The following is a 26582-nucleotide window of genomic DNA, read 5'->3' on the forward strand; positions in this document are numbered from 1 at the left end:
TCGTCCCGTTAGGATTAAGATTTCATAACCTATTTTTTGTATTCGAGGATATCCCCAGGCTGGCAATCCAGTTCCCTACAGATGGCCTCGAGACTCGAAAGTCGGATGGCCTTGATCTTTCCTGTTTTAAGCACAGATAGATTTACGGTGGTTAGGCCAATACGTTCTGCCAGCTCATTAGAGCGCATTTTACGTTTAGCCAACATTACATCTAGATTTACAATAATTGGCATAATTATAGGGTTAGATCTTGTTCTTCTTGTAAAACAGTTCCTTCTTTAAAAATAGCAGTCATGAAATAGGCAAATAGACCGATGATAAAATGCAACGTGGCAAGAATAGCCACATCTTTAACCTCTCCCTTTAAAGAAATAGTGATCAGCAAAACTATTCCCGGAATGATAAGATTTGTTCTATAAAACCACGATAACCGCGCTACATTTTTAGGTGTAAATAATTTTTTCTTCCGAAAAGCATTAAATACCTCTCCTAATAAGATTAAGAATATCCCATAGAGGAAAATCGCTCCCATCATGCCACTTAGATACAAAGCAGTGCTATCCCCCAAGAGAAAAGGCTGATGGGTAAATGGATAATAAATCTCAAAGGTTTTATTGGCCAACTCCCGATACAGACCTAAACTAGGTACAAGAACGGCAAGAGTGGCATAAAATCCAACGATCAAATATAGCAAGCCAGCTACGGTTACTATATAATAGAAAATAGTTGAAATTAATCGTACAGTCTTCATAATTAAATAATTTATAAACAAATGTATAATTAATTATCGAATAACGATAATAAAATATTAATATTTATTTATTAATTACGAATATGCCCCCCTGATCGGCCCATTGGAGAGACAATTAATTTAATTTATCTAATACTTAAAATGGTGTTAATTTTCTCTAGACGGCATTTTTTGTTGGGATTCCTGATGGTATTCGATAAGATTAGTGAAGATCTATTTGTACCATACAGTGCGGTAATTACAGAATTTTATACCATAACCTTGTTCCCTAAGCCAATCCCAAACCTGGTAAACTGATCCTCTGTTACTAAAGAAAACTCAAACCCATGGTTCAATAAAATTTCTCTAACTAAGGTTAATCCTATGCCCTGCCCATCCTTTTTGGTACTATAAAATGGACTGAACAATTGTTCGGCATCGCCTTTGGCAATCCCTTTTCCGTTATCGATGAAAATAAGCTTACGCTTAATTGGATCTAAAACAATCGTAATTGTTCCGGTATGATCTATGGCTTCCAGCGCATTTTTTACGATATTGATAAAGGCCTGCTCCAATTGTTGTGCGTCTGCTAAGATATAATAAGGTTCGTTTGGCAGGCTTAACTCAAAATGGATCTGTTTATTTTGTGCAGCAAAACGCATCAGGTCGGCCACAGAATTTAATAAAGAAACTAGATCGATCCGTTTTTTATTGGCTTCTGGGAGTTTAACAAGATCCGCGAAATTTCGCATAAAAATATTCAGGTTCTGGTTTCTATCCATCGCTATTTGAAGGGCGCCTTTCAAAAGCTGATCATTTTCATTAATCCATGCCTCTTTATGAACCAGTGCAGAGCTGATGATAGAATTTACTGGTCCGACGGTATTGTTTACCTCGTGCGCCATCATGCGGATCACCTTGCTGTAAACATTCTTTTCCGCTTCAAAAATTTCGGCGGTTACCTCTTCTATCATAATAAAAATCCGTTCAAAACCACGATCGATAAACTTAGACTTTTGAACTTTATAAGTGCGCAATCCGCCACTCCTGATCATCTTGGCCCTTCCAACCTTTATAGGGTTAACCTGCTCCGTTAAAAAATCGGGATCAGCGTCTATTATTTCCTTTGCCTTGGGATTAATCTGTTTAATCTCTCCATCATAATCCAAAACAATTATTCCAGTAGGAGAGGTTTGGATCAGTTTTTCGAGAAAAAAATGCTGCTCTTGCTGTTTGGTACGTTCTGTTCTCAGCTCATCTATCATCCGATTATAAACATCTACCAGCTCATCAACCTCCTTTTGTCCGGTAGCTAAAAACTTGATGTTAAAATCCTGGTCTTTTATGGCATTAACCCCCTGTTTTAAATAAAGCAACGGCTTGATCAATTGTTTGTATAAACTAAGTGAAATAACGATAGAGACAACGATAACCGCTTCGGCAAGGATGAAAAAGATCTTTTCATGTTCGAAAATCAGATAGCTCATCAGCAGACAAACCAGGTGAATTCCCACCACAAAGGCGATATACTTAGTCTTCAGTCTCATTAAATGGGATTTGATACTTTTCCAGTCTGCGATAAAGTGCATTTCTGGTTATGCCAAGTGAGGCTGCAGCTTTAGTGATCCTGTTTTTATGGAAACTCATGGCCTGTTTTACCATTTCGGCCTCCATCTGATCTAGGGTAATGGTTCCTACTCCGGGGAGTTTAACTTTATCGTTCTTTAAGGGCGAAAGATGCATTTGCCCGTGAAAATCGTCAATTCCCAGCTCTTCTTTTCCAGTGATCAGCACTGTACGTTCTACTAGGTTTTTTAACTGGCGGATATTTCCGGGCAGAGGCAACGCTTTTAACCAGCGCATGGCGGATGCTGAAACCGCCAAGTGAGGTCTGTTATATATTTCTTTAAGGTTATCAATAAAAAAATTAACCAATAAAGGGATATCTTCCGAACGTTCTCTTAATGCCGGCAAATGAATGGAAATCAGGTTGATCCGATAGAGCAGATCTTCCCTAAATGTGCCGAGGGCAACCATTTCATTAAGGTTTTTATTGGTTGCACAGATTACCCTGGCATCAACCACCTTGGTTCGGCTACTGCCCAAGACCTCATAGGTTCTATCCTGTAGTACACGCAACAATTTAACCTGACTGCTCGCTTCCAAGTCGCCAATTTCATCTAAAAAAATGGTCCCTTTATGCGCCATTTCAAAACGGCCCATCCTATCAAAGCGGGCATCGGTAAAAGCGCCTTTGGCATGACCGAACATTTCGCTTTCGAACAATGAAGTAGAAATACCGCCCAAATTAACCTTCACGAAAGGCTTGGCTGCACGCATACTATTTTCGTGGATCGCTTCTGCAATCAGCTCTTTTCCTGTTCCGCTTTCTCCGGTAATTAAAATTGAGGCGTTGGTACTGGCCACCCGGCCGATGATTTCCAGAATGCTTAATAAGCCTGCATCCTCTCCGATGATCTGTTTAAACTGATATTTTTGATCAAGTTCTTTTCTGTTTTTTGAAGAGGGTTTCTTACCGTTCAATTGCAGGAGAGTGGCCACAGATTGAAGTACATAGTCGTTATTCCAGGGCTTATGGATAAAATCATTTGCTCCTAGTTTCATGCCCTGTACAGCAAGGTCTATGCTGGCCCAGCCTGTAATCAGGATGATTGGCAAAACTGCATGGATGGCCCTAATCTGTTGAAGCAGGCTCATGCCCTCTTTCCCGGAGGTATCGATAGAAAAATTGAGATCCAATATAACAAGTTCAGGCTTTTGAGACTGTACAATCTCAAAAGCCTGAACAGCATTACTTGCCGTGACCACCTCATTTCCAGCGCCTTTTAAAAGTAGCGTTAGGGAGGTTCTTACTGCGATATCATCATCAACTAGTAGTATCATATGCGAAGTTAAGATAAGTATTATTCTTCATGCAATGCAACTGCTGGATGAATTGCTGCGGCCTGCTTGCCAGGATACAATGAGCACGCAAAAACCAAGAGGTAAATAAAAACAATGGCCAGCAGCATGGCGATAAGGTACACACTTGTGGGTACATCAAAAACGCTGAGCAATGGGAACTGAACGGCAAAGAAACAGCCCACGATCAGCGATAAAGTTGCTAAGATCAATGCCTCAGACACCAGTTGAAAGGATACCGCACTTCCACTTGCACCAATCGCCCTGCGCAAACCAATTTCTCCTCTCCTTTTGTTAATGTTATACCACAGCACCCCAAATAAGCCAAGCGCCACATTAATGATCAGGAAACTTGCAATAATGGTGAAAATTAAGAGGGGAATGATGGTTACTTTGTTTTTAGCAACACGCATTTCATCCACATGTTCTATTTTTATATTCGCCTCCTTGATACTATTGGTCATAAACTTGTACAATTGGCTTTCGAAAGTGGCACTCGTATTTGGTTTTACCTTTAACAAAATGGTACTGGTACTGGCAAGATAACCTGTATCTAAGCGATTGAACAAGTTATTCTCTGCGGGCCAATAATCGCCATCGGTTCTGATATCCTGTACCACACCGATTATTTTCATTTTTTGTTTGGCATCATAATCTCCTATTTCCTTACCCACTGCATCTTGTTTTCCAAACATCGCCTCCTTTAGTTTAACGTTAATCACCACTGGTTTATCTTTTGAAGCTGCATCTTCGGCATTAAACCAGCGTCCTGCAATTAGTTGCATCCCCCAAACTTTTGGATAATCCTCATCAACAACAAAGCTAAGTACCCGATTGTACTTTTTGCCTTTCATGGTTAATCCTGTACTCGACATGCTATTTGAGTAGGCGAAATTTGAGCTCGAAAAGCTTACTTCCTCTATTTCTGGCATGGCCTTTAAAGATTTGCGAAGATTGGTATAAAAGATATCCAGCGTATCTGTGTTACTTGTTTGTTGGCTATTATCATAACTGATAGACCAAACCTGTTTATAATCGAAACCAAGTGGCGAGTTATAGTTCTGGTAATAAAAAACCAGAAAAGAAAATACCGCAAATATCACTAGGAATGAAACGAAGATTTCTGAAAGGAGCAGGAAGTTTTGCTTCTTTTTGTTCCAGATCAGTTTAAATAAATGTTTTAACATAATAGTTTTTTTAATAGTAATTGATTAGGCTTTCAATGCTTTTACTACATTTAATCTAGACATTCGCCAAGCCGGATAAACTCCAGAAAACAGACCGAAGAATAAACAGGTGAGTAAACAATAGCCCAAAACTTTAAGATTGATTTCTAAATGCAGATCGGAAATAAAATTGGCTTCATTTAGAAAATAAATGGCCACGGCGGTAAAAATAAGTCCAATTACCCCACCTAGTAAAGTAAGGATGATATTCTCTACAATAAACTGGTACACCAATGTTTTCGAGGATGCACCAAAGGCTTTTCTCACGCCAATTTCTGATGAACGCTCCATAATCCGCGTGATGTTAATGTTTACCAGGTTAATGGTGGGTAAGAGAAGGAAAAGCAATACCATACCGCTGATAATCATAATAATACCTTTCAGCCCAGAATCCTCGCCACTACCAGCAATTCTTCGGCTCATGCTTTCTGCATAGTAATCTGCATTGCAGTACACCTTATCAAAATCTTTGCTTGGAGAAGGCACTTTACGCATCATCTGATCAAACTCCTTCTTCATTTTGGGCACATCTCCTTTAGTGCGAGCCAAAAGTACCGCATTAAATGAACCCATTAGTTCTACCTTATCATAGTTCTCTTTTGAAAGGGTGTAGGGCACATACATATCGCCAAATAGTTTATCGCTGCTTTCGGCTACGTTTGCCACTACGCCAATTACGCGGTAGTTTACATTATCGGCCGAAATATATTCGCCCACAACATTTGCCTTATCCCCAAAGTAAGCCTTTTTGGTATGCTCAGAAATTACTGCAACACGTTCTGCATTTGAGATCTGGGATTGATTGTAGGGTTTTCCCTCTAAAAACTTATATTCTAGCACATTCCAATAATCTGCATTAGTGTATTTATAGCCGATCACAATCTTTTTGTTGTTTACATAGGCATTTGATGAGATGGCGCCCGAAGAAATAGCCATTTTCTCAACAGTTTTGAGCTTAGATACATAATGGCTTAGAAAGTAGTAGGAAACATCACTTCTGTTGAGCCAATTTTCCTTCGTGTTTTTTAATTCCATCGTACTCACGTATAATGAGCGGTCTCGTTTATAATCAGGATAATCGGCACTTAGTATTTTATCGAAAAAAGCGGTAACTACCATTAAGATAGTTAGTGTAAAACTGATCCCGAACAGGCTGATGAACGTGAAGAACTTTCTTCGCTTCAATACAGCAATAGCAATTTTAAAATAGTTTTTTAACATAATCGTGCTTATTGAACTTGTGAACCATCAAAAAGACGAACCAATCGGTGGGTTTTATTGGCCATGTTTTCGTCGTGGGTAACCATTACGATGGTAGTGCCTTCATTTCGGTTTAGGTTGATCAGGATTTCCATAATTTCATTTCCCATTCCGCTATCTAAGTTGCCAGTGGGCTCATCAGCAAGTATAATCTGTGGATTTCCCACAATTGCTCGGGCTATTGCTACCCTTTGTCGCTGTCCTCCTGATAATTGAGTAGGAAAATGTTTTAACCTATTGCTTAATCCAACTTTCTCTAGCGCAGCTGAAGCAAGCATTTTACGTTCTTTTGCCGACGAGTTACGGTACAATAGCGGAAGCTCAACATTATCCAATACTCGAAGGTCGTTGATAAGGTGGTAGCTTTGAAAAATGAAACCCAGTTTTTGGTTCCTGAATTTTGCTAACTGCTGGTCTGAGTACTTGCTGAGATCCTGTTCATCAATGCTGATCTTACCTTTAGAAGGCTCGTCTAAAAGTCCCATAATATTTAGCAGCGTACTTTTTCCGCAGCCTGAGGGTCCCATGATCGACAGGAATTCGCCTTTGGCAATGTCTAAATTAATGCCGTTTATGGCCAGCGTTTCTACCGTATCTGTTCGGTAAACTTTTTCTATGTTCTGTAAGCGTATCATTTGTGCAATTTTAATTTAAGTGTTATGAATAGGTTATTTTTTTATTGTTTTCAAAATCGTAGAGCGACAAATAGCGCAGCTGATAATAAGCCGCCCAAAAATCCCGGAGCGAAGAAACATAATCGCGCTTTGCTCGGTCATTTTCTTGAAACGCAATGCTCAAGTCGGTAATGCTTAGGTTGCCCAGCACGTAGCGTTCGCTCGCAATCTTATACTTTTCTGCAGCTATTCTTTCGGCAGCATCAGTGAGCTGGATCTGTTCTTTCATCATATTAAAGAGCGTAACCTGCGTAATAATCTGTTGCTTAAAGGTCTGTTTATCCTGTTCTACAGCATAGGTGGTAAACTGCTCGTTTGCTAAGGCAGTTTTGGTTCTTGATTTTGATCTTCCCCAATCCATAATCGGAATGGAAAGCTGAAGCTCAACAGCCTGCTGATTTTTTGGCGATCGGTAAACATCAAAAATATTCGGACCAGCACTAGAGTAACCCAAGTTTGCCCTTAATGTAGCCGTTAATCCATTTTCGCCTTTGGCTTTGGCCACATCTCTTTTAGCTTCTGCCAAACGGCGAACAAATGCAATGGCATCTGAACGGTTTTCGAAAGCTTCCTGTAGCACTTTATCTGCAGCAACATTCATTTGTTTAACTACCTCGGGCATGGTAAGTTTAATTTTGTCATCGCCTTCAATCCCCGCGTAACTACGAAGATTTAAGGTGGCAATCTCTACATCACGCTTTGCGGTGCCTACTGCTTTTTGGGCATTTAATACTTCCAGTTGCAATTGTAGGATTTCATTTTTAGAGATTTTACCCAATTCGAACTTTGTATTTGCAATGGTCAGGATCCGTTGTGTATTGGCAAAATTGGTTTCAGAAATGTTCAGGTTTACCTGCGCAAGGAGAAGATCAAAAAAGTACTCCGTTACAGTAATGGCAATTTTTTCCTGTGTTTCTATAAATGCCTGTTTGCTTTCATCGTATTTTAAGGGTTCAATTTTCTTATCCCATTTCAGCGCATTAAATTGCAATAAAGGTTGGGTATAGCCTATGCCATACGGAATTCCGTTATAAAGCACATTATTTCGGTCAAAATCATCAAAGCGTTGCAGTTGGGTGGTACCGTAAATGGTGCCTCCTGTAGCGGAAATACTTTGGCTAAAGTTGAGGGTAAGCGATGAATTGTCGTTATGAACAGGTTGAAAAAGTATGGTACCATTGGGTTGTTGCACCTGGGTATAGGTTTTAGAATAACCTGGCAAAATCCCCTGTAGCGACAATTGTGGCTGATAATTAGAGCGAAACGTTCGCCATTCCCAATATTTGGTTTCCTTAACCGTAATGGCTTGTTTGGCTGCAATAGAATTTGATTTGGCCATGGCAACCACTTCTGGTAACGTTAGTTTTAAGGTATCTATGGATGCGGCATGCACGTTTATAACCCCTAGCACTACTAAACCAAAAACTAAAAATTTCTTCATTATAGTTAATAATTCTCGTTTAAAATATATGTTCATCCTTTTCATTTTGAGTCGGCGCATCTTCCATCTTCCATCTTCCATTTTCCATCTTCCATTTTCCATCATTTATTACTGTCCAATGGTGATCGTTTTAGTGTTCTTGTAGGCACTCATATCCGAGGTGATGATCTCTTCCCCCGCTTTAAGACCGCTCAGAATCTCTACATAATCAAAATTGCTAAGGCCGGTTTTTACCGTTCTTCGCTCTGCAATTCCGTCCTTTATCACAAATACATCCTGTAGATTGGATCCATTGAAGGTGGGTCCGTTGGCTACGCGTAAAACCTCATTTCGGGTTTCGGTAATCAAGAACACATCTACCTTTTGGTTTGGCCTTAATTCTTTGCTGCTCTTATCATTAAGTTGGATATCAAAGGAAACAATACCATTGTTTACCGCTGGCGAGATATTAACGATCGCGCCCCTCAACAGTTTATCCCCAATCCTTACAAGGGCCGGCATTCGGTTGCTAATTTTGTCTAACATATTATCAGACATGCTTCCTGCCACTTTAAATCCGCTCAGATCCGCAATGCGTACCAATGCTTCTCCTTCGTGGATGCTGGCGCCGATATTTTTGTTTACCCAGGTAATTACCCCTGCTCTAGTGGCAACCACTTCTGCCAGATCGAGTTTTCTTTTGAGTGCGTTAAGATCATTGCCCTGAATGGCCAAAGCAATCTCTGCTTCCCTGATTTCGATCTTCATAGTTTGTTGCTTGCTCTTAATTTCGTTTTCCAACTGCAGTTTTTCCAGTTCTGCCACTTTTAGATCGAGCTCGGCACGTTCTACATCCTCTTTTGTTCCTCCTCCAGCTTTGAGTAATCTTTTAGCTGAAGAAACCGCATCTTTTAGATTGCTGATGCGCAATTGCTTAATACTATTATTAGATTTAATATCAAAAAAGCTCTTTTCAAGATCGAGTTTTAGCTTGCGGATCTCATTTTCCTTTGATTCCATCTGGAACCGCAACTTCTCATAATCTGTTTGAGTAACGGATTTATCCAATGTAAGGATAGATTGGCCTTTGTTTACTTTGTTACCTGCATCCATTAATACATTTTTTATTGAGGCATTAATGGGACTTGCTATTATTTCTTCAAATTCTGGCAATACTTCTCCGGTAGCATTAATCGTGTTTTCTATAAGACCAACTTCAACTTTCGCGGTAGTAAAATCTGCTGCAGTTAATGAAGGTTTAAAGTAAGTTCGGAACAACCAGATTGTTGCGATAAGTAAAATAATGATAAGACCAGCGATCAACAATCGTTTTTTTCTTTTTTGGCTGATGACTTCGTCTTCAATAAGTGTATCCATTTGTTCGGGGTTTGGCGTTTGGTGTTTAGCGTTATGGTTTAGTCCTGACGTAATCCTATTGATCGGTTAAACTTAGTTATCCTTCAATCCTATCCTTCTTGTCATCCTAGCCTTGCAAGAGCGATGCCATTGTTAACTATCTATATTTAAGTTAGTTACCGATATTTTAAAAGTAAAAAATGCCCGATATCGAACATTATGGTTGGAAATGAGCAGGTGAGGTGCTTTGTAATGATAGCGTAAGGGATAATTTAATTTTTCAAAATAAAATACTAGATTTAATTAAATTAGGTGCTATGTACAAAAATTTTTATCTATTGCTTCTTTCGGCATTTATCACCACGAGTGTATATGCTCAACGTCCCCCCGAGGAGTTCTTTAAAGGTCTTAATCTCATGGGTGCTAACAATCCCACCGCCAAGCAGCAATTTTTAATTGCGCTGCAGAAAGATTCGACATTTTATGGCACCTATCATTTTCTGGGGGTAATTGCTTCTACCGACAATAAACTTGATTCTGCTATAGTTTATTTCAAGAAATCGATTTCGCTTAATACTGACAATGTTAACCATACTAAAGAGATGGCAATATCCCGCATCATGAGCGCTTATACTTACCAGAAAAATTATGATGCAGCGTTTTTAACGGGATATGATGCTATAGTAGCCTATCCAGAAAATAGGGAAATTGCCACTAAATTAAAAGATGCGTGCCTTTGGTCCTTTTATACCAAATATAACCAACTTGATCCAAGCTATCTATCCCCTAATCTTAGAGAAGATTATGTAGTAAATTCTATATCCGAAGAATATTTAATATTGAGAACCATTCGCATAAACGATGAACCGCTTCTCGTTATTAACCAAGCACTAACGCAAGAAAAAAATGCACCTTATGATGTGTTTTCTTGCGAATCAGCTAAAAGCAAAACGCCCATCAAAGTAAAGTTTAAAATTAACTGGGACATGGCTAAGTACTTTGGTGGAAAAACAGCGCTAACAGCGCCAGTAATAGCAGGCCTTAACAATCCTGCCCATGAAAGAGCGGGTGCAATGCTAGTGGCAGATAGTAAACTTGACCTGAGATCGACCTTGGAAAAACTTATAGCTAAGTAGAGGAGAGGAAGCCGAGGGCTTTAGTAGGAAATGTTACCTCGCTTGTTAGTATTGGGTTAGTTAAAAGCTGGGCAATATCCAGCTTTTAAAGCTTATCCCGTTCTAGTTTACAGCCCATTAATGAGACCTCCCAAGCCGCCACTCTTTGCTAGCGAACTTGTTATCGAATCTGGGGTAATGCTGTTATCATTTGGGTCATTTGCTTTGTGGGCAAATTTCTCTAAAATACCTGGGATCGCACCTGCTATGGCTCCCGTAATTGCTGGTGATAAGCCAAATTTTGTTCCGAGTGAAGATACAATACCTCCAGCAATTGCGCCGGTAATAGGACTGCCAGAAAGACTGCCAGATAACGAAGACAAGAGCCCACCTACTCCCCCTTGTTCTACGGCATGTTGTTGCAGTCCAGTTTTAATCTGTCCGGCAATTTCCTGGTGTACTTCTTCTTCGTTTTCAACCGGGATAATACTCCCGCCAATTTTCTCCTTTACTAAATCTAAGATTTGTTCAAACATATGGGTTTAATTAAATGTTAATCATTAAGCAGCTAGCTAACATCTCAAAAAATAGATTGTTTGTCTTTTTTTAGGCCGCTTCCAGATTAATACTCAAAACTATTGTTCGGTATTGCTGTTGTATTTAAAGACTGCAATTAAGCACTCAAAATCATTAACCTTAATTTAAAAATGGCACATCTAGAAGTTGAACCAAAGCCATCGCGCCCTTGGTGGGTATGGCTCTTATTATTACTCGTACTCATCGCACTCGCGGCATTATTGTTTAAAAAATGTGGTAGTGAAACTACAGGCAGTGGGCCAGACTCAACCGCCAGTGATTCGACAGGAAAAGCGATTGCAGCAACCATGCCCGATTGGAACAGTGTTGATTTTAATTCTGCAGCCACCACAGACGCAGACATTACCGATAGCGATATTGTAACCAGGGGTAACGGAACCTATACCATCTACACTCTAGGAGAAAACATTTTGTTCCCTACAGCGGGAAATGATGTATCGGCCACAGGGCAGAACAAACTTAAAATGATCAGTGACGTGATCGCCAAACGCTTTCCTGGAGCAACAATTGGTGTGTTTGGAAGTACCGATTCAACCGGACCAGCAGATGAAAATAAAGAACTTGGTAAGGAACGTGCAGAAGCCGTTAAAAATTGGCTAACTACAAGCGGAAATATTGCTGGTGAAACCATTTCGGTGCAGTCTCTCGGAGAAGCTGAGCCCGTTGCCACTAATCAAACCAAAGAAGGAAGGCAACAAAATCGCAATGTTTCTATTGTTGTTTTTCCAAAAAGTTAATAAGCAACCCTACATCAACCTAAAAAACATGGAACAACAAAAAAATACATATAGATCGCTCCAAGAGCTATCTAAAAGCGATTTTAAGATCGTAGACGGAGAGCCAAATATCATTGGCTGGAAAGTTAAAAGTGAAAATGACACTTATCTGGGGAAAATAGATGAGCTCTTATTTGATCCTGAAACCAGATCGGTTCGTTATTTAATCGTAGATCTGGAAGAGAACGAACTAGATGAGCGGAAGAAGGTTATGATCCCAATTGGCTTAGCCCATCTGCATACCAGCGAAGATGAAGTTGTCTTTCAAAATTTTCTGATCGATCAGTTTAGTGCCCTTCCAAGCTATCAACGCGGCGAGGTTAGAGCAGAAACAGAACTGCAAATTAGATCCATCTTCGGAAATCCAGATATTGATTCTCAAGAATCGATCAACGAATTTGATCAGAACAATTTTTACACCCATCAAAATTTTAATAAGGATCGTTTTTATAAGCGTGATCGTTCAGATGAAAACACTATCGACTAAGGGATAATCATATTTCACCTCCTTATTTGCCAGTGCGTTAAATTGTAAAGACCTAGTAAACGAAAAGCCGCTAATATAAATTGGCGGCTTTTCTATTAAAAAACTATTAAACGTGTAGGGATATTATTTAACTCCGAAAATCAAAGGAAATAAAAAGGTTACGATGAATGTCCAAACCACATAAAGTGGCAAATAGGAAGTAATTGCTTTTCCAACTTCGATGATGCCTGCCTTTTTAGAAAGGACCTTTAATAGCTTAAGCATTACCAAAAGGAGATTGCCCAAAATTAAAATATTACCCCCCAAAACCGCAGCTCTATTTGGGGTTATTCCCAGTTCGGAAATCCTAAATAGGATGGCTGAAAGTGCAACGCCGTTAACTATTATAGTTACCACAGATAATAAAAAAAGTACCCAGATCTGGAGGTCATTTTTAGCGCTCTTTGCTGTTTCGGCAACAGAAAAGAAAATAATGGCCATTACACCAATTAATAGGGCATTAAAAATAAGTAGGAATTCGCGATCGTTGTAAGGATCTTTCCCCGAATAAACGATTGCAATAAGATAGGTTACAAGCATCAGTATTACCAGCGGACTAAAAAGTTTCGCGATTACGGGCGAAACTTTACCTACTAATTGTGGGTTAGTTTGTACAAGGTAGGTGCCCACTATAGGCGCTGAGGCAAGGCCGATAATTGCTATATTTTTGAAATAAAACTCTTCGATATTTAGACCGATCAACGAAAAAAGGCCAACGGTTAAGGCCGACATGATTCCGCCAGCTATTAAAATCAGTGTTGTCATTACCACCAGATCGCCATTGTACTTTAAAAAATTAAGTCGTTTTTCGCCTTCATTTTTGCCACCGCCCACAAAAGAAAAGCCTAACATAGACCACAGCAACAATGGTAAATGGATGCACGATAGAATTAAGGTATCGCTTTCCTTAATATTCAAAAAAGAATAATTGATGAAAATTACACTTGCAAGGGTTACAAAAGCAATAAAGGCAATTTTGCCAATGGATAATTTATTCTTCCAGGCAAAATAAACCGTTAGTAAAGGGAATACGATAAAACCAATATTTCTGGTGTAAAAAAATTCTTCGTTAATACCGAAGATTGCAGGAAACTTTGCAATAAATCCCGCTGTAAGCGATGCTATGATTACCATGAGTAAATCTTTGCCTGTACCCCAACTCACCTCATCACTTTCGTAATTTAGCCTCTCGTTCCAATAACCCGCAAGTGTATTGTGCTTAAATTCGGGATATAAAGCATTAAATTCCCGCTTAAAGGAAGCCTTATCCGAACGGTACAAGCGCTCAAGTTGTTTTGAGTCGTCAAGATGTGCAATTATTTCGTCTTTCATCTGTTTAATTTTAATTTAATAAATCTCTAGGTATTATTAATGCCACATGGTACCTGCCAGGCCCAAAACGAAGCTAAGATATAATGCAATGATAAACCCAATAACACCTATTATTATGGAAGCTGTTTTTCTCCAACCGCCTTCATAACCGAAAAGTAGGTACAGGAAATAAAAACAGGCAGCACCCCCGGCGCCTCCAATGGCCATAACTACGAATGGCCTGATCATCCAGTATTGCCCCCATTCTGGTCTTGCTGTATAATTTCCTGAGAGGAAAATTGCCATCAGTACTAATCCGATGCCCGCACCAATCAGCATTCTATTTATTAATGAAGCAATTTTAAATTGTGCTGTAAGGTTGTTTGTTGTTGTCATGGTCTGTAACTAAATTTTTCATGTTATAAATTAATTTTCTTTTGTAAAAACCCGTTCTCCTCCGTTACGTTTTATAATCAATTGTTTTTTATCTACATCGAATTCAATCGTTAAAGGAGGAGTTTCGACTTTAAACTTATCTATCGCAGTTGGCTCGAGCGGAATAAGGGATTGACCTGTTAACTGTAAAAAAAGCTTTTGTCCATCTCTTGTTACCGTAAATTTTAACGGTGCAGCAGGGTTGGCGTATACTCCAACATATTTATCAAGCACTTCTGTACTTATCACTAGCGATTGGAAGGTAGGAATGGCGACTTCCTTTCCCCAATAAATATTAAACACATTATCGATCATATCAGCCACAGGATAAACTTTACCATTTGTAGCATAGGAGACGGTAAGCTTTTCAGCTGGTACATATGCCAACCAGGCACCAAAACCATCTACACCACCGGTGTGGCCATATGCAATTTTGCCATTATAGGTAAAAGTATCCAAACCTAGTTTACTGTTCGTCATCTGATCAAGGCTTGTTTTCGAGACCAGTTTAACATTGAAGAGTGCCTGAATAAAGCTGGCCATGTCTGCAGCGGTAGAAACTATTGAACCTGATCCAAAAAGAAGGCTTGGGTGGGTTTCTATTTGCTTTTCCCAATCGCGACTATACTTATAAGAAAAACTTTCGTTCTTCGATATATCAATATTTCCGCTTGCTGGATAAGTATCCTTTATGCCTATCCTATCTGTAATTCTTTTCTTTAAAGATTCACTGTAAGACTTTCCGGTTAATTTCTCTACAAGGGTACCCAAAACAAAATATCCCGTATTACTATAGGCATATTTTTGTCCGGGTTCAAAATCTGGAGCGCTTTTGACGATCAAAGCCATCATTTCGTCTTGTGCAAGCCCTTTAGTTCTTAGGGCCCGATAATCCTGATCGTTGCTCACTTCATGGATCCCGCTCCGATGCGCAAGTATTTGTTCAATCGTAATCTTCTTAGCATTTGGAACTTGCGGTAAAAATTTGTAGAGCGTATCTGTCAATTTTAACTTTCTTTCTTCAATAAGCTGAAAGATCATCGTAGCAGTGAACACTTTGGTAATGGAGCCAATCCTGTACTTGGTTTGTGCAGATAAAAGTTTCTTTTCTGTTCCATCAATCTGGCTGTAGCCAATAGAGCGGGCGTATAGGATTTTGCCATCTTTGGCGATGAGCAAACTTCCCATCGCTTTCTTTTTCTCATCAAGCTGATCTAAAAACTGGTCTAGCTTTGCTTTGCTTGGTAGTTGTGCATGCCCTACCGAAATCATCGATAGCGTGATTATAAAAGTGAATACAAATTTTATTTTCATATAATAATTGATAATGATGCAAATATACAAAAGCACTTTGAATTACAAAGCAATTTGTTGAATATTTATGAAAATAGTCAAGATACTACTTCAATACGATCAGGATAGGCATTTTTTGGGGATCTTAAATGGATAATCTAAAAGAACTGCCAAACTATGCCACTGGATTCCTTCGAGAAAAAAGCCAACTGGTAGCTGTTTTGTCATCGCATCCTAATAATTTTTCTTTTTTGGAACAATCGTTCCATTATTGAGTTATGTTTGCGGAACGATTATTCCAATAGATATAATAGATATAACATGAAAAGATTAACAAACAAAGTAGCGGTAATAACAGGAGCATCTAAAGGCATTGGTGCTGGGATAGCTAAAAGCCTTGCAGCAGCAGGCGCAAGTGTAGTTGTAAATTATGCATCGGCTAAAGCTGGGGCAGAGCTTGTGGTAGCAGAGATTACCGATAATGGTGGTAAAGCCATTGCTGTACAGGGAAATGTAAGCGATGCTGATGATGTAGCGCGTTTATTCGACGAAACAAACAAAGCTTTCGGGGCAGTAGATATTTTGGTAAACAATGCGGGTGTTTATAAATTTGGTGCGATAGAAGAAATCAGCGCTGAAGATTTTCATACTCAATTTAATACCAATGTATTGGGATTGTTGCTAACTACACAAGGTGCTGTAAAGAATTTTAATACACAGGGTGGAAGCATTATCAACATAGGTTCGGCAGTTAGCAATATCACGCCTCCCGGAAGTTCAATCTATACGGCAACAAAAGGTGCGGTTGATGCCATCACCCGTGTATTATCCAAAGAGCTTGCGGGAAAAAATATCCGGGTAAACTCTATCAATCCCGGTATGGTAGAAACTGAGGGAACGCATACCGCCGGGTTTATTGGTAGTGATTTTGCGAACGAAGCGGTAAACTCTACTCCTCTTGGCAGGATGGGTCAGCCAAACGATATCGCCGATGTTTCCGTATTTCTTGCATCAGAAGACTCTCGTTGGTTAACGGGAGAGATATTAATCGCAAGCGGTGGCGTAAGGTAAGAGCGAGGGCTTTATAAAAAGTAATTTAAAATGAATAGCTTTGCTTTATACAAGCAAGGCTATTTCTGGTTATGGCAAGAACGAAAGATTTTGATGAGAACGAAGTGCTAACCAAAGCAATCCAACTTTTTTGGCACAAGGGATACAATGGCACATCCATGCAAGATTTGGTAGATGCGTTGGGTATCAGTCGCTCGAGTTTATACGACACCTATACCGACAAACACACCTTGTTTATTAAAGCTCTTGAGAGCTATCAGCTTGCGGGTGCTGCGAAAATCCAAGACATTATTGATCAAACAGAGTCTGCAAAAGAAACGATTACCGCCTTACTAAGGCTCACCACCCCTGAAATTGTTTGTGATAGCCAGCAGAAAGGTTGCTTTATGGTTAACGCCGAAGTTGAAGTAGCTCCGCACGATCAGGAAGTGGGCAGCTTGGTATGCAAAAATGACCAGCAAATGGAGGAAGCCTTTTATCTCGTAATTAAGAAAGGTCAGGAAAGTGGTGAAATTAAGAATAATCAGGATCCCAAAGCACTTGCCAGATTTATCCTCAATGCTGTAAAAGGGATGCGGGTTACAGCCAAATCCAATCCAGCACCCTCTGTTTTTGATAACATTATTAAGCTTACTGTTTCAGTGCTTGATTAAATATCATGATTTTCCCTGATCTACTTCACACCTATTGGGTTAAGCAAAGCGCTCATAAAAGATTTCGCAAAGCATGATCAGATAACACAGGTTACAGAAGAAGGTTACTACCAACAGAAGTACCGTAATTGTATTTAAAGTTCCCGGAGTTAATTTATGGCTGTTATTAAACTGATTTTTGAAATAATAGAAAGCAACTATGCTTATAAATATAAAGTTTAAACCTGCCAGAAACACTAGGGGCAATTTATATACGTCTGGAAAAGCCGAAATTAAATACCCACCAATAAGTGATGTTACGGACAATCCGATCGATATAAGGGTCAGTATCAGAAAAATTCGATAGGTTTTGTTGCTGAAATACTTGGTTAAATTCATACCCAAAAATAGAGATTAATGACGTATGCCTAAGAAATAGCTGTTATACCAAATTCTATACCTCAAAACCAAAAAGAAGCGCTAACCAAAGCCTACCCTCTAAGAAGCTAACTAATTCTTGACCCTATTTTTGTTAATGAAAGCATCAATTGCTCCATCTAACCATGGTATTCTTTTAAGGTCGTAAGTAATGGTATTTTTGGGGTTTTTGATTTCAGTATACCAATGGTCGTTTTCTAAGTGGGCCCAACGTATTCTATTTGCATACTTTAATGTATCATTGGTTAATATGATTTCGGCTGAGTTGATATCCGAAACTATCCACTTTGCATCACTACCCCTAAAAAAACTCTCTTTTTTCCCGAGGCGGATGATGCCGTTTTCCTTAATTAGCGTGTCTGCGCTTTTTATTTCGATCGTAAGATTTATGAGGGGAATCGTTCAATTTACGCCAGGCCTCATAAAAGGGCTTATCGTTGTAGGTTCCTTGCCAGCTACCTACAAGCCACGAAACATCCACAGGTTTTGTTGTTGATTGTGCACAAGCGGTAAAAGACAGCATAAAAACACAGATCAAGGTGTAATAAATTCTTTCCATACTCTTATAATTAAATACATAAAGCAAGATGATCTTAAGGCTATCGCACCAATTATTATCCTAACCCAATGTTTTGAAATCACTTAAGCACTTCTTGCACCAGCATTTGGAGTTTAATTTTGATCAGATGTTACTCTAAACTATATTTTTGCTAAACACTGTTAACATCAAGAAAAGAAAACTTATTGAACAGCTTTGGTATTTATTTTCATCGCATCACTATAGGCCGTTTTTGCAGGCTGGTACATGCATTGTAACCTTGCTGGTCCGCTTGTAAACTCACCTGTATGGGCTACTATTAATTCATAAGTAATTTCTGAAATCCCTTTCGGAATGGCCTCTGCAAAAATATCTAGCCCTGTATCTCGTATAGACAGGTAATAACCAAATCCATCTGTATATCGATAACCGCTATTATTTTCTTTAGGTTCGAAAGCTGCAGCTCGAGGATCGTTGATATGAACAAATTTCAGTCGCGAATCTGTTTCAATGCTTAGTTTAACCCGCACACGATCTCCTGTTTTTAATGGTGTCTCCGCATTTAATAAACCCCAGCCTCTACCTTCATTATAGCTAAAGAACTGCCTGTTTATAGTGATACCCTTATTTAGGGTATTCAATTGTGAGGGCTGAGCAAAATAATACCAGGTTAGGTTACCATTGGCATTAGTACCATCTTGCTTAATGGTTATTGATTGTGGTAGCTGATCAGTTTTAACCATCGAGGTTGGAACACCTGTTAACAAATCATCAGAAATTGAAATTTTCTGGTCATTTACCTGTGCTGATAAAGCCTTGTTGCCATCAAAGATCTTTTCTTTGTTCTTTTGCAAAAGGTCTATTGCGGCGGCAGTGGCTTTAGTAGTTTGCCAATGGTCGTCTTGGCGGGCGGTAAGCAACCATTTTACGATCCCAGTTTGTACAGTTGGATACTTTCCACTCAATTCAAAAGCTTCGGCAAGAAGAGCCATAGTTTCTTCTTCACTGTTGTTCAGCTCCTCCGTATCCGAAATCTCTTTCCAACGAAATCCATTTAACTCGTCGTAGATGGCCAATTGTTTTATATTCTCTAATTGTGTTTGCGCTTTTTGATTTAGGGGGTCAGCAATTGTGGTAAACCTAAATGTAGTGATGATAAGTAATGCTTGTTGCGACAGGTTTTTTTCATCGGCCTTTGCCCAAGCTTTATTTAATACGGAATTTACCTTTTGTGCCATTTGCTCAGTTAAGGAATAGGTTTTGCACCAATAAGACAATGCATAAAGCTGAAAAAGATCGCTTGATTCTATTTCGGATGATTTAGCCAATAAGCTCTCATGATAATTAAATAAATTTCCAATAAACTCGTTGTGTTTTCTTGCCCTTTTCGGTTCTGGCACCCATCCTGTTTGTTTTAACTGCCCAAAGCCTGCAAGCACATAAGCTGAGATATAAGGATTACTCTTTCCTCCTTCGAACCAGGTTAGGCCGCCATCAGATTGCTGTAATTGATATAGTTTATCTAAATGGTTTTCGACGCCTTTTTTGGTCGAAACCGTATCCAGTAAGTGAAATAATTGGTTCTGTTGGCGTGCTGCATGGCTACTTATTCCTAGCCAGGGCATGGTCTCATCGGCCAATTCATCAGGCAGTTGCTCGGTTGGCAGGTTCTGTTTCGCCACTACGGCAGCAGCTTCTTTAAACGCTTTTTGTACAGTAGTGTCTTTTTGGATCAGCCTAAGCGCTGTTACCTTAGCCCGCAATTTGTTAAACGTTTGTTCGGCACAATCATAAGAATAGTTGGCCAACCAGGGCAAAGCATAAACTAATGATGCTGCAGGTTTTTGATCGATAGAGATACCAACTCCATACAATAAAGCATCAGAAGGCAGCTTAACTGAAGGTACAATAACCGTGGATTGATCGGTAAAATGAATAGGTTTATTCTGCCTTGTAAAGATCCTGGTTGATAAAACCGGAATAATATGTTCTTCAGCATCGCCTGTGCTTGCAGTGGCGGCACTGATTACAATTTTTAGTGGGTTGGTTTGCTGGCTGGGTATGCGAAGCACAAAAGACACCGCCCCTGAACTTTTTGGATCTAGTTTAAACGGCATAGACTTAGTAGTGGCTATCACCGCAGTTAGTTCTTCACCTGTTACCGCATCCTCTATTCTGCATGTAGCAGTTCCTTTTATGGCTAATGTATCCAGATTAGTGATTCTGCTCTGAAGTGTAATGGCATCCCCTTGGTATAACAAACGAGGCATATTGGGCTGCACCATTAAACTAAGCTGGGTCTGCAGCTTTTTTTCTAGGTAGGCAAAACTAGCTTTGCGGGTATGGGCAAGCATTTTCCAATTCCAATCTGTAGCGGTTTCGGGCATGGTAAAACTAAATGTATAAAACCCATCAGCTCGGGCATGTACCTGGGGGAAGAAAAATGCAGTTTCGTTAAAGTTTTTGCGAATCTTTACTACCGTTGGCTCGGTATCTGGTAACACAATTGGTCCTTTGGTGCTTATGATAAGTACCCCATTTGCGGCATCGGATCCATAAAGGGCAGTTGCATCAGCACCTTTCAAAACCATGGCCTCAATTATCGATGTAGCGTCAAGTTTTTTTAGATCATCACTAAAGATTTTGCCATCAAGAATAACAAGCGGCTGGCCAAAATCTAGAAGGCTCCTGTTCCCGCGTAGAACTACTCTGCTTGAAGAAAGAGATCGTTGGATACTCGTCCCATATCCTACAACAACCACCTCCTGTAATCCCCTGGCGTCGTTTATACTTAACCCTGCTACTTTACCTGATAAAGCGGTAAACGTCACGGTATCGGATTTAACCTGATTAAAATCTGAATAGATTGAAAACTGCCCTTCTCGATAATTTCCAGCGGCTGTGGGAAAAGTTAACGCATAGTTCCATCTAGTGTATAAATTAGGAGAACGAGAGGGTGTAGGCAGTTGCCACTTATGCGGTTCTAGCTTATCAAGTGAGGCATCATATAAAGTGGTTAATAGTTCTGCAGCTATATTATCGTTCTTCGTTTTAACTGATAACGAAAAGGTTTCCTGAGTACCGGGAGCCATTACCCTACGGTATTTTTCTACGGTAATTTCGGGCTGGCTTTTACTGGCCGCCTCAATAAAAATCCGTTTCTCTAGTTTTTCTATGGTATTATTGCTCACCGAAATCTTGTTGATCATGATCTCATCAGTAGCATCTGTTGGTACCAGATATTTCCATAAGTTTATACCGGCCTTTTCTACCTTGGTTTGGTAGCTATTTCTTATACCTTTTTTATTCTTTCCTCCTACATATAGGATTTGATAAATAGCATATTTATCTTTTTTAGACGAAGAATACCAGGTAATCCATGCGCCCGGCTTGACGCTGTTAAATTCCAGATAATCTACGTCGTTAATGGGAATGCCAGTTTCTTTACTATCGAATACGCTAAAGTTCGCGGTGGTTTTACCAATCAGCCTACCATCGTCCCTACACTCGGCCAAAAGCTGATAAAACCCCTCTTTGATACGCTCCTTATTCAACCTCAGTTTTTCAAAAGTCGCTGTATTAATTAGAGTGTCTAGGATCAATATCCTTTCGTCTTTTGGTTTAACTCCCTCTGCTCTGGTAGGAAACCAGGCATTCCACTCTGATTGATTGTAATACCATTGGTCTATACGGTTAATATGGTAATCTTTTAACTCTGGATCAGTTACTTTATAGAGCTTAATATTTACTATTTTGCCTACCGTGCCTTCATAATAGGCCTCTGTGCTCACATTTAGAACAGGAAAGTTTTGCCTATCATACACTTTATTTAATGGGATTCTTATTTTAATTGGTTGCGTAGAAACGGCCAGAGATTCATCTATTTCGGTGCTTTCGCCCGTGGCATCGGTAGCGGTAGCGTTTATCGAATAGTTAAAATTCCATACTGCATCACCTTTCGGTATCGCTTTAGCTGCAGTCGAATCGCTTACTGTTACCAAAAGTTCGCCTTTGTTATTGGTATATCCAGTTTTATGGAGTAGTTCTGTTTGCTTGTAATCGTCCACGTACTCGCTAGCCCCATTTTTCAATTCCGAAAAATGGCCACGGCGTGTAATGGTATAATTTATCGGAATATTGCCCAAATCGGCCCCGCTTAACGAACGGAGCCTAAACTTAACATCAAAAGATTGCCCAGGTTTGAGCATTTTCTTTTGTTTTTCTATGGCGAGTTCGATGGTAGGTCTTTTGTATTCCTCAACCTTAAAATTTCCCCTGTTACCGCGATAATCTGTTTCGGCTTCACCTTCGATAGACCATTCGCCTGTGGCAGCAGTTTTTGGAACGGTAAAAGAGCCCGCAAAACTGCCAAAATCATTTAAGGTAAAGCGGGTTGAGTCTATTGTTTTCCGAAATGGATCTTGTAACCAAATTTTATCATTATCATCGGCCAACCATTTCTTTAACCTGTTTTTAAAAATTCCGTCGCCCAGATTTTGCCGATTAAAAAGTATGGCCTTCCCTGTCTTTGGATCGTTGGTTAAGAATATAATTTTATAATGTACGGTCTGCCCGGGCCTATAAATGCTTCGATCGGTAAAAATTTCCATTCGTACGTGATCTTCGTGAAACTCAAGAAGGTCGTCATATTCTTCTTTTGAATAGACTTCATCGCTAAGGGCGTTTTTTATCGCATTAAAGTTATAATTTAGGGTATCGCCTTTGTACACAATGTGGATGTTATCGGCTTCCTTAGTCTGTACGAAGCCGTCTTTATCAACAATTATAGGAATTCCTTTGCCAACCGATCTGTTATCCTTAAACATTTTTATTTTGGCCCCCGCCAGCGGAAAGCCTGTTCTTCTGTCCAGTACAGCAATCTTTTCATCGCTATTTACAGCGGCTATGTTGGTAACGTTAAATACAATGTTATTAAGTTTGGTGCCAATTTCTAATGGCATGTTGCTAAACAATAAGCGATAACGCCCGATGGGCAACGGTTCAAGTTTTAGATAGATGGCGTGTTTGTTATGATCTAGTGGCAAGGGCAACGAAAAACTCCCTTGAGCTGCAACAGCTCTAGACAATAGGGAGTTAGTGGCCAAAACCGTATCTTTTAGGGAAGGTTCTGTTGAACTGATTTTAATGATCCGGTAATTTAATGCATTTATATTTTTGTAAGTTACAAGGAGTGGGATGGCTTCATTTGGGAGGTAATGATCTTCCATTTCGACCCATATGCCCTTAGATTGGATCTGTTTGACCATCAGTTCCAAAACCCTGTTAAATATGGGATAATTAACCATCCACGCTCGATTATCAAGATATAATTTTAGTGCTTTTATAAGGGAAAACTGATTTTTTGGATTTAGACTTTGAGGTATATAGGAAAGGTATGGTACTCCAGACCCCAAATATTGATTGCCTTCTTCATTATATATCAAGCAAAGCTGATAAATGGCATGCGCCTTTAGCGCAGGATAAGGCGAGGTAGTGCTTTCCTGTAGATATGCGGTATAATCTTGTTTTGTAAGCGAGTCGCTTTGAGCAGAGAGATAGATGTATTTGCGAACAAGCGATTCGATAAAAGAAGACGTTGCCGGGCTGGCTTCGTTAAAGGCCAACCACTGTTGGTAGGCTTTTAGAGCTGAGCTGCTGGCCGTATCTTTCGAAAGCAGCTGTAGTTTATACCTAAAATCTATGGAGGACAAAGACAACCACTCTTCTGATCTTACTCTTTGTTCAGCATTATAAGATCTCTCAATGGCCAAGAGATTAATCCGTTCTGAAAGTACAATATCTTCAAATTTAGGCTCGAACAGAAAAATGGTGGGGTTAGATGAAATCCATGCCAATTGTTTACCATCAAAAGTTGGATCATGATATTGCATTGCCGCCATTAAATCAGCCATTACCAAACTATCCCGTTGAAAGGGAGTAAGTGCTGCATAATTGCCCGTTAGATCTTTTGTACGGTAGGTGGCGGCATTAAATCGCTTATACATATTTTCAAATGCACTAATACGCTTTGCACGCATCACATATAATATGGCTTTAAGTTTTGGGGTTGTATTTGCCTTTAAAAGCGTATCTATAAAAGCGCTGTTACGAAAATAAAGGGTATCTTCGGTACGCTGATCCTTAATTTTCATAAGATTATATAGTGCCCGAGCATACAATATATCGTTATGAGATTGGAGCGCTTCCTTTTTTATAGCCTCAAATTCTTGTTGCGTTTGTTGCAATATCTTCTTTTCTAAAACATCCCTTTCCAGTTGCTCTATACTTTTGTGTATTAAGGGCGGAGCTTCATTTTGGGCAAAACTAGTTGAAAATTGAAGGCTAATGAGAAAGATCAGAAAGTAGCGGAGAGGAAGAGTATACAAAGGGCGCATAGCGGAAATTTGGAGAAATCAATTTAAGAATTTAATTCAAGATGTGGTATTGATTGATTTTCCATAAATTTTGTGACGGGGAGATAACAAATTAGCCGCTGATGCGCAGATTGGGGATTTATCTTACCCTTCTGCGCATCGGCGGCTATAATTAGCATTATACTTTAAAATTTAAGCCCTTTGTATCTCAGCTTATAGAAATCTGGCGAGAGCTAAGCTTCGCTTCTTCACGTTTGGCAATCTTGATCTTAAGGAGCCCGTCTGTATAGTTTGCTTCAATGTTATTTTCATCGGCGCTTTCTGGAAGGGTAAACGAGCGGGTGAAAGAAGTAAAGCCAAATTCTCTTCTGCTATAGCTTTTGTCCTGATCCGAGTCAGTTAATTCTTTGTCGACAGAGATACTTAAAAGTTTACGCTCTAAATTAATTTTGAAATCTTCTTTTTGTAATCCGGGAGCTGCAAGTTCAATTTGGAAATGGTCTGCAGATTCGCAAATGTTAACCGCTGGCACCATTGCCATGTTACGTTCAGTAAAGAAGTTGTCTGTAAAGATGGAGTTAAATACATCGTTAAATGCAGGCACTAACGCTCTTTTGTTGTTGTTTTTGTCTGAATTAAATTTAACCAGTGTCATTGGTTTTTCCTCCTTAATTTTTTTAATGATTAAAACTATGATTAATTAAAATTGGAAACATCCTGTTCCGAAAAATTTGGGACAAGTCTTATGCCAATGGCGGTAAGGGGCATCCTAAGCTGAAAAAATTTCAGTTTTACTGAATTTTTTTCAGCTTAGGATTGACAATTTTGCATATTTGATTTAATGCTATCCTTGGCAAATAATGAGATACGGATAGCTAAAGACTGGAATGACCAATAAAGTTTAATATTAATTCAACGCTTTGATTTTATCCCCTTTTACAGGAGAATAATCTTTTTTCAGCTCTCCATTTACTAGGAGTTCGGAGAAATAACATTTCACACCAAATGTCTTCTCAAAATCTTCGTTATCTTGAATATGAAAATGCAGGTGTGGTTCTGAGGAGTTACCAGAATTGCCACAGAGGGCTAAAATTTGTCCTTGTTTTACCATGTCTCCTTGTTTAACCTTAACTGAATGCTGCTTTAAATGTCCATAAAGAACATATTCGTTGTTTTTTGTTTTGATCAAAATCGTATTCCCAAAAACGAAAAAAGAATTCAAGGATCCCGGGATATTGTCCTTTACCCCATCAACTACTAAAACCACTTCCCCCTCGCATGCCGCTACTAACGGTTGGCCAAAAGCGTAATAATCTTCGTTTATTTTCCCATTTGTTCTATAACTTTTTCCTTGCGCATTATTGATTAGGATATCGAATGCATTTTTTTGAAAACCATATTCAACATGATAATTTTGTTCCTTCGTATCTCCACCCCAGAACACCGTCCATTCTCCTTTTAACGGAAAGTCCATTTTGGTTAAATTACGCTTCATTTCGTATGGACTAACAAACAAACCGTTAATATATGGTCCTGTTACAGCTATACTTAATGTTATAACACCTTTATCAAATTGCGCCTTGTATAGGTTATACCCATTTTTAAAATCCTCAAATTTTAGCGTTACGATATTCCCCAAGTTAGCATGTAATTGACCTACAAATTCTTTCGTTTTTTCTAAAGGTATAGCAGTTTTAGTGGTGGCTGTGAAAAGTTCAAAAACACTATCTGCTCTATTGGCATTGTAATGCTTCACAAATTTATCAGCAACAGCTTTAGTTGCACCGGTTTCGGTTTGCGCAAAGCAATTAAATGCAACTAAAGAGATAAGTAGCGTGATGATGTTTATTTTCATAATGTTCTTTTTATAAAGATGTTATAAATTTAT

23 protein-coding genes are annotated in these 26582 nt (G+C 39.3%); 5 read left to right on the top strand and 18 right to left on the bottom strand.

Annotated features, from left to right (window positions below; translation table 11 throughout):
- Positions 1-29 precede the first annotated feature (29 nt).
- The 9 genes from AC6H0V_RS12055 to AC6H0V_RS12095 form a co-directional block, all read right to left on the bottom strand.
- Positions 30-233: a helix-turn-helix domain-containing protein gene (locus tag AC6H0V_RS12055; RefSeq protein WP_497560434.1), complete on the bottom strand. Its 204-nt coding sequence runs from the start codon at positions 231-233 to the stop codon at positions 30-32.
- Between the two features lie 2 nt (positions 234-235).
- A complete protein-coding gene (locus AC6H0V_RS12060) occupies positions 236-751 on the bottom strand; it encodes a DUF2975 domain-containing protein (protein WP_497560435.1) in 516 nt (171 codons plus the stop codon).
- 248 nt (positions 752-999) lie between these two features.
- On the bottom strand, positions 1000-2277 hold the full coding sequence (locus AC6H0V_RS12065) for a sensor histidine kinase (RefSeq protein ID WP_497560436.1): 1278 nt from the start codon (positions 2275-2277) through the stop codon (positions 1000-1002).
- Positions 2261-3634 carry a sigma-54-dependent transcriptional regulator gene (locus tag AC6H0V_RS12070; RefSeq protein WP_497560437.1) on the bottom strand — a complete coding sequence of 458 codons (1374 nt, stop codon included), beginning with the start codon at positions 3632-3634 and terminating at the stop codon, positions 2261-2263. The genes AC6H0V_RS12065 and AC6H0V_RS12070 overlap by 17 nt, the downstream gene beginning before the upstream one ends.
- A 20-nt stretch (positions 3635-3654) precedes the next feature.
- Positions 3655-4839: an ABC transporter permease gene (locus tag AC6H0V_RS12075; protein WP_497560438.1), complete on the bottom strand. Its 1185-nt coding sequence runs from the start codon at positions 4837-4839 to the stop codon at positions 3655-3657.
- A 24-nt stretch (positions 4840-4863) separates the two neighbouring features.
- A complete protein-coding gene (locus tag AC6H0V_RS12080; RefSeq protein WP_497560439.1) occupies positions 4864-6099 on the bottom strand; it encodes an ABC transporter permease in 1236 nt (411 codons plus the stop codon).
- An 8-nt stretch (positions 6100-6107) separates the two neighbouring features.
- Entirely contained in the window at positions 6108-6773 is a 666-nt protein-coding gene (locus AC6H0V_RS12085) for an ABC transporter ATP-binding protein (RefSeq protein WP_497560440.1), read from the bottom strand.
- Between the two features lie 22 nt (positions 6774-6795).
- Complete coding sequence (locus AC6H0V_RS12090; protein ID WP_497560441.1) at positions 6796-8253, bottom strand: TolC family protein; 1458 nt, start codon at positions 8251-8253, stop codon at positions 6796-6798.
- A 108-nt stretch (positions 8254-8361) separates the two neighbouring features.
- Positions 8362-9609, bottom strand: coding sequence for an efflux RND transporter periplasmic adaptor subunit (locus AC6H0V_RS12095; RefSeq protein WP_497560442.1), 1248 nt, complete (start codon positions 9607-9609; stop codon positions 8362-8364).
- Between the two features lie 296 nt (positions 9610-9905).
- Here AC6H0V_RS12095 and AC6H0V_RS12100 point away from each other — a divergent pair, with 296 nt between their 5' ends.
- Entirely contained in the window at positions 9906-10724 is an 819-nt protein-coding gene (locus AC6H0V_RS12100) for a tetratricopeptide repeat protein (protein WP_497560443.1), read from the top strand.
- Between the two features lie 107 nt (positions 10725-10831).
- Here the strand turns inward: AC6H0V_RS12100 and AC6H0V_RS12105 are convergent, their stop codons facing one another.
- The gene (locus AC6H0V_RS12105) at positions 10832-11239 is read right to left on the bottom strand and encodes a hypothetical protein (protein WP_497560444.1); all 408 of its coding nucleotides are present in this window, start codon (positions 11237-11239) and stop codon (positions 10832-10834) included.
- 171 nt (positions 11240-11410) lie between these two features.
- On the opposite strand from AC6H0V_RS12105, the gene AC6H0V_RS12110 reads away from it, so the two are divergent.
- Positions 11411-12037, top strand: coding sequence for an OmpA family protein (locus tag AC6H0V_RS12110; RefSeq protein ID WP_497560445.1), 627 nt, complete (start codon positions 11411-11413; stop codon positions 12035-12037).
- A gap of 28 nt (positions 12038-12065) precedes the next feature.
- Positions 12066-12563, top strand: a complete 498-nt coding sequence (locus AC6H0V_RS12115; RefSeq protein WP_497560446.1) for a PRC-barrel domain-containing protein — start codon at positions 12066-12068, stop codon at positions 12561-12563.
- Between the two features lie 123 nt (positions 12564-12686).
- Here AC6H0V_RS12115 and AC6H0V_RS12120 read toward each other — a convergent pair whose 3' ends face one another.
- From AC6H0V_RS12120 to AC6H0V_RS12130, 3 genes are read right to left on the bottom strand one after another with little or no spacing between them, the layout of a single operon-like run.
- Complete coding sequence (locus AC6H0V_RS12120) at positions 12687-13934, bottom strand: hypothetical protein (protein ID WP_497560447.1); 1248 nt, start codon at positions 13932-13934, stop codon at positions 12687-12689.
- Between the two features lie 36 nt (positions 13935-13970).
- The gene (locus AC6H0V_RS12125) at positions 13971-14309 is read right to left on the bottom strand and encodes a hypothetical protein (RefSeq protein WP_497560448.1); all 339 of its coding nucleotides are present in this window, start codon (positions 14307-14309) and stop codon (positions 13971-13973) included.
- A gap of 30 nt (positions 14310-14339) precedes the next feature.
- Positions 14340-15662: a serine hydrolase gene (locus AC6H0V_RS12130; RefSeq protein ID WP_497560449.1), complete on the bottom strand. Its 1323-nt coding sequence runs from the start codon at positions 15660-15662 to the stop codon at positions 14340-14342.
- A 300-nt stretch (positions 15663-15962) separates the two neighbouring features.
- Here AC6H0V_RS12130 and AC6H0V_RS12135 point away from each other — a divergent pair, with 300 nt between their 5' ends.
- Together AC6H0V_RS12135 and AC6H0V_RS12140 are read left to right on the top strand one after the other, a co-directional pair.
- Positions 15963-16712 carry an SDR family NAD(P)-dependent oxidoreductase gene (locus AC6H0V_RS12135; RefSeq protein ID WP_497560450.1) on the top strand — a complete coding sequence of 250 codons (750 nt, stop codon included), beginning with the start codon at positions 15963-15965 and terminating at the stop codon, positions 16710-16712.
- Positions 16713-16783: 71 nt separating this feature from the next.
- Positions 16784-17365, top strand: a complete 582-nt coding sequence (locus tag AC6H0V_RS12140) for a TetR/AcrR family transcriptional regulator (RefSeq protein ID WP_497560451.1) — start codon at positions 16784-16786, stop codon at positions 17363-17365.
- Positions 17366-17404: 39 nt separating this feature from the next.
- Here AC6H0V_RS12140 and AC6H0V_RS12145 read toward each other — a convergent pair whose 3' ends face one another.
- The 5 genes from AC6H0V_RS12145 to AC6H0V_RS12165 form a co-directional block, all read right to left on the bottom strand.
- Positions 17405-17743 carry a hypothetical protein gene (locus AC6H0V_RS12145; protein WP_497560452.1) on the bottom strand — a complete coding sequence of 113 codons (339 nt, stop codon included), beginning with the start codon at positions 17741-17743 and terminating at the stop codon, positions 17405-17407.
- A gap of 385 nt (positions 17744-18128) precedes the next feature.
- A complete protein-coding gene (locus AC6H0V_RS12150) occupies positions 18129-18341 on the bottom strand; it encodes a hypothetical protein (protein WP_497560453.1) in 213 nt (70 codons plus the stop codon).
- 182 nt (positions 18342-18523) lie between these two features.
- The gene (locus AC6H0V_RS12155) at positions 18524-24715 is read right to left on the bottom strand and encodes an alpha-2-macroglobulin family protein (protein ID WP_497560454.1); all 6192 of its coding nucleotides are present in this window, start codon (positions 24713-24715) and stop codon (positions 18524-18526) included.
- A gap of 187 nt (positions 24716-24902) precedes the next feature.
- Positions 24903-25349 (bottom strand): Hsp20/alpha crystallin family protein, encoded by a 447-nt coding sequence (locus AC6H0V_RS12160; protein WP_497560455.1) that lies wholly within the window; start codon positions 25347-25349, stop codon positions 24903-24905.
- A gap of 252 nt (positions 25350-25601) precedes the next feature.
- On the bottom strand, positions 25602-26549 hold the full coding sequence (locus AC6H0V_RS12165; protein WP_497560456.1) for a peptidoglycan DD-metalloendopeptidase family protein: 948 nt from the start codon (positions 26547-26549) through the stop codon (positions 25602-25604).
- Positions 26550-26582 lie beyond the last annotated feature (33 nt).

The sequence above is a fragment of the Pedobacter sp. NO84 genome, from assembly GCF_059703915.1.

Bases quoted from the DNA above. Each gene is read 5' to 3' on its own strand.
- AC6H0V_RS12055 (WP_497560434.1), bottom strand. From the start codon at position 233: ATGCCAATTATTGTAAATCTAGATGTAATGTTGGCTAAACGTAAAATG.
- AC6H0V_RS12060 (WP_497560435.1), bottom strand. From the start codon at position 751: ATGAAGACTGTACGATTAATTTCAACTATTTTCTATTATATAGTAACC.
- AC6H0V_RS12065 (WP_497560436.1), bottom strand. From the start codon at position 2,277: ATGAGACTGAAGACTAAGTATATCGCCTTTGTGGTGGGAATTCACCTG.
- AC6H0V_RS12070 (WP_497560437.1), bottom strand. From the start codon at position 3,634: ATGATACTACTAGTTGATGATGATATCGCAGTAAGAACCTCCCTAACG.
- AC6H0V_RS12075 (WP_497560438.1), bottom strand. From the start codon at position 4,839: ATGTTAAAACATTTATTTAAACTGATCTGGAACAAAAAGAAGCAAAAC.
- AC6H0V_RS12080 (WP_497560439.1), bottom strand. From the start codon at position 6,099: ATGTTAAAAAACTATTTTAAAATTGCTATTGCTGTATTGAAGCGAAGA.
- AC6H0V_RS12085 (WP_497560440.1), bottom strand. From the start codon at position 6,773: ATGATACGCTTACAGAACATAGAAAAAGTTTACCGAACAGATACGGTA.
- AC6H0V_RS12090 (WP_497560441.1), bottom strand. From the start codon at position 8,253: ATGAAGAAATTTTTAGTTTTTGGTTTAGTAGTGCTAGGGGTTATAAAC.
- AC6H0V_RS12095 (WP_497560442.1), bottom strand. From the start codon at position 9,609: ATGGATACACTTATTGAAGACGAAGTCATCAGCCAAAAAAGAAAAAAA.
- AC6H0V_RS12100 (WP_497560443.1), top strand. From the start codon at position 9,906: ATGTACAAAAATTTTTATCTATTGCTTCTTTCGGCATTTATCACCACG.
- AC6H0V_RS12105 (WP_497560444.1), bottom strand. From the start codon at position 11,239: ATGTTTGAACAAATCTTAGATTTAGTAAAGGAGAAAATTGGCGGGAGT.
- AC6H0V_RS12110 (WP_497560445.1), top strand. From the start codon at position 11,411: ATGGCACATCTAGAAGTTGAACCAAAGCCATCGCGCCCTTGGTGGGTA.
- AC6H0V_RS12115 (WP_497560446.1), top strand. From the start codon at position 12,066: ATGGAACAACAAAAAAATACATATAGATCGCTCCAAGAGCTATCTAAA.
- AC6H0V_RS12120 (WP_497560447.1), bottom strand. From the start codon at position 13,934: ATGAAAGACGAAATAATTGCACATCTTGACGACTCAAAACAACTTGAG.
- AC6H0V_RS12125 (WP_497560448.1), bottom strand. From the start codon at position 14,309: ATGACAACAACAAACAACCTTACAGCACAATTTAAAATTGCTTCATTA.
- AC6H0V_RS12130 (WP_497560449.1), bottom strand. From the start codon at position 15,662: ATGAAAATAAAATTTGTATTCACTTTTATAATCACGCTATCGATGATT.
- AC6H0V_RS12135 (WP_497560450.1), top strand. From the start codon at position 15,963: ATGAAAAGATTAACAAACAAAGTAGCGGTAATAACAGGAGCATCTAAA.
- AC6H0V_RS12140 (WP_497560451.1), top strand. From the start codon at position 16,784: ATGGCAAGAACGAAAGATTTTGATGAGAACGAAGTGCTAACCAAAGCA.
- AC6H0V_RS12145 (WP_497560452.1), bottom strand. From the start codon at position 17,743: ATGAATTTAACCAAGTATTTCAGCAACAAAACCTATCGAATTTTTCTG.
- AC6H0V_RS12150 (WP_497560453.1), bottom strand. From the start codon at position 18,341: ATGGAAAGAATTTATTACACCTTGATCTGTGTTTTTATGCTGTCTTTT.
- AC6H0V_RS12155 (WP_497560454.1), bottom strand. From the start codon at position 24,715: ATGCGCCCTTTGTATACTCTTCCTCTCCGCTACTTTCTGATCTTTCTC.
- AC6H0V_RS12160 (WP_497560455.1), bottom strand. From the start codon at position 25,349: ATGACACTGGTTAAATTTAATTCAGACAAAAACAACAACAAAAGAGCG.
- AC6H0V_RS12165 (WP_497560456.1), bottom strand. From the start codon at position 26,549: ATGAAAATAAACATCATCACGCTACTTATCTCTTTAGTTGCATTTAAT.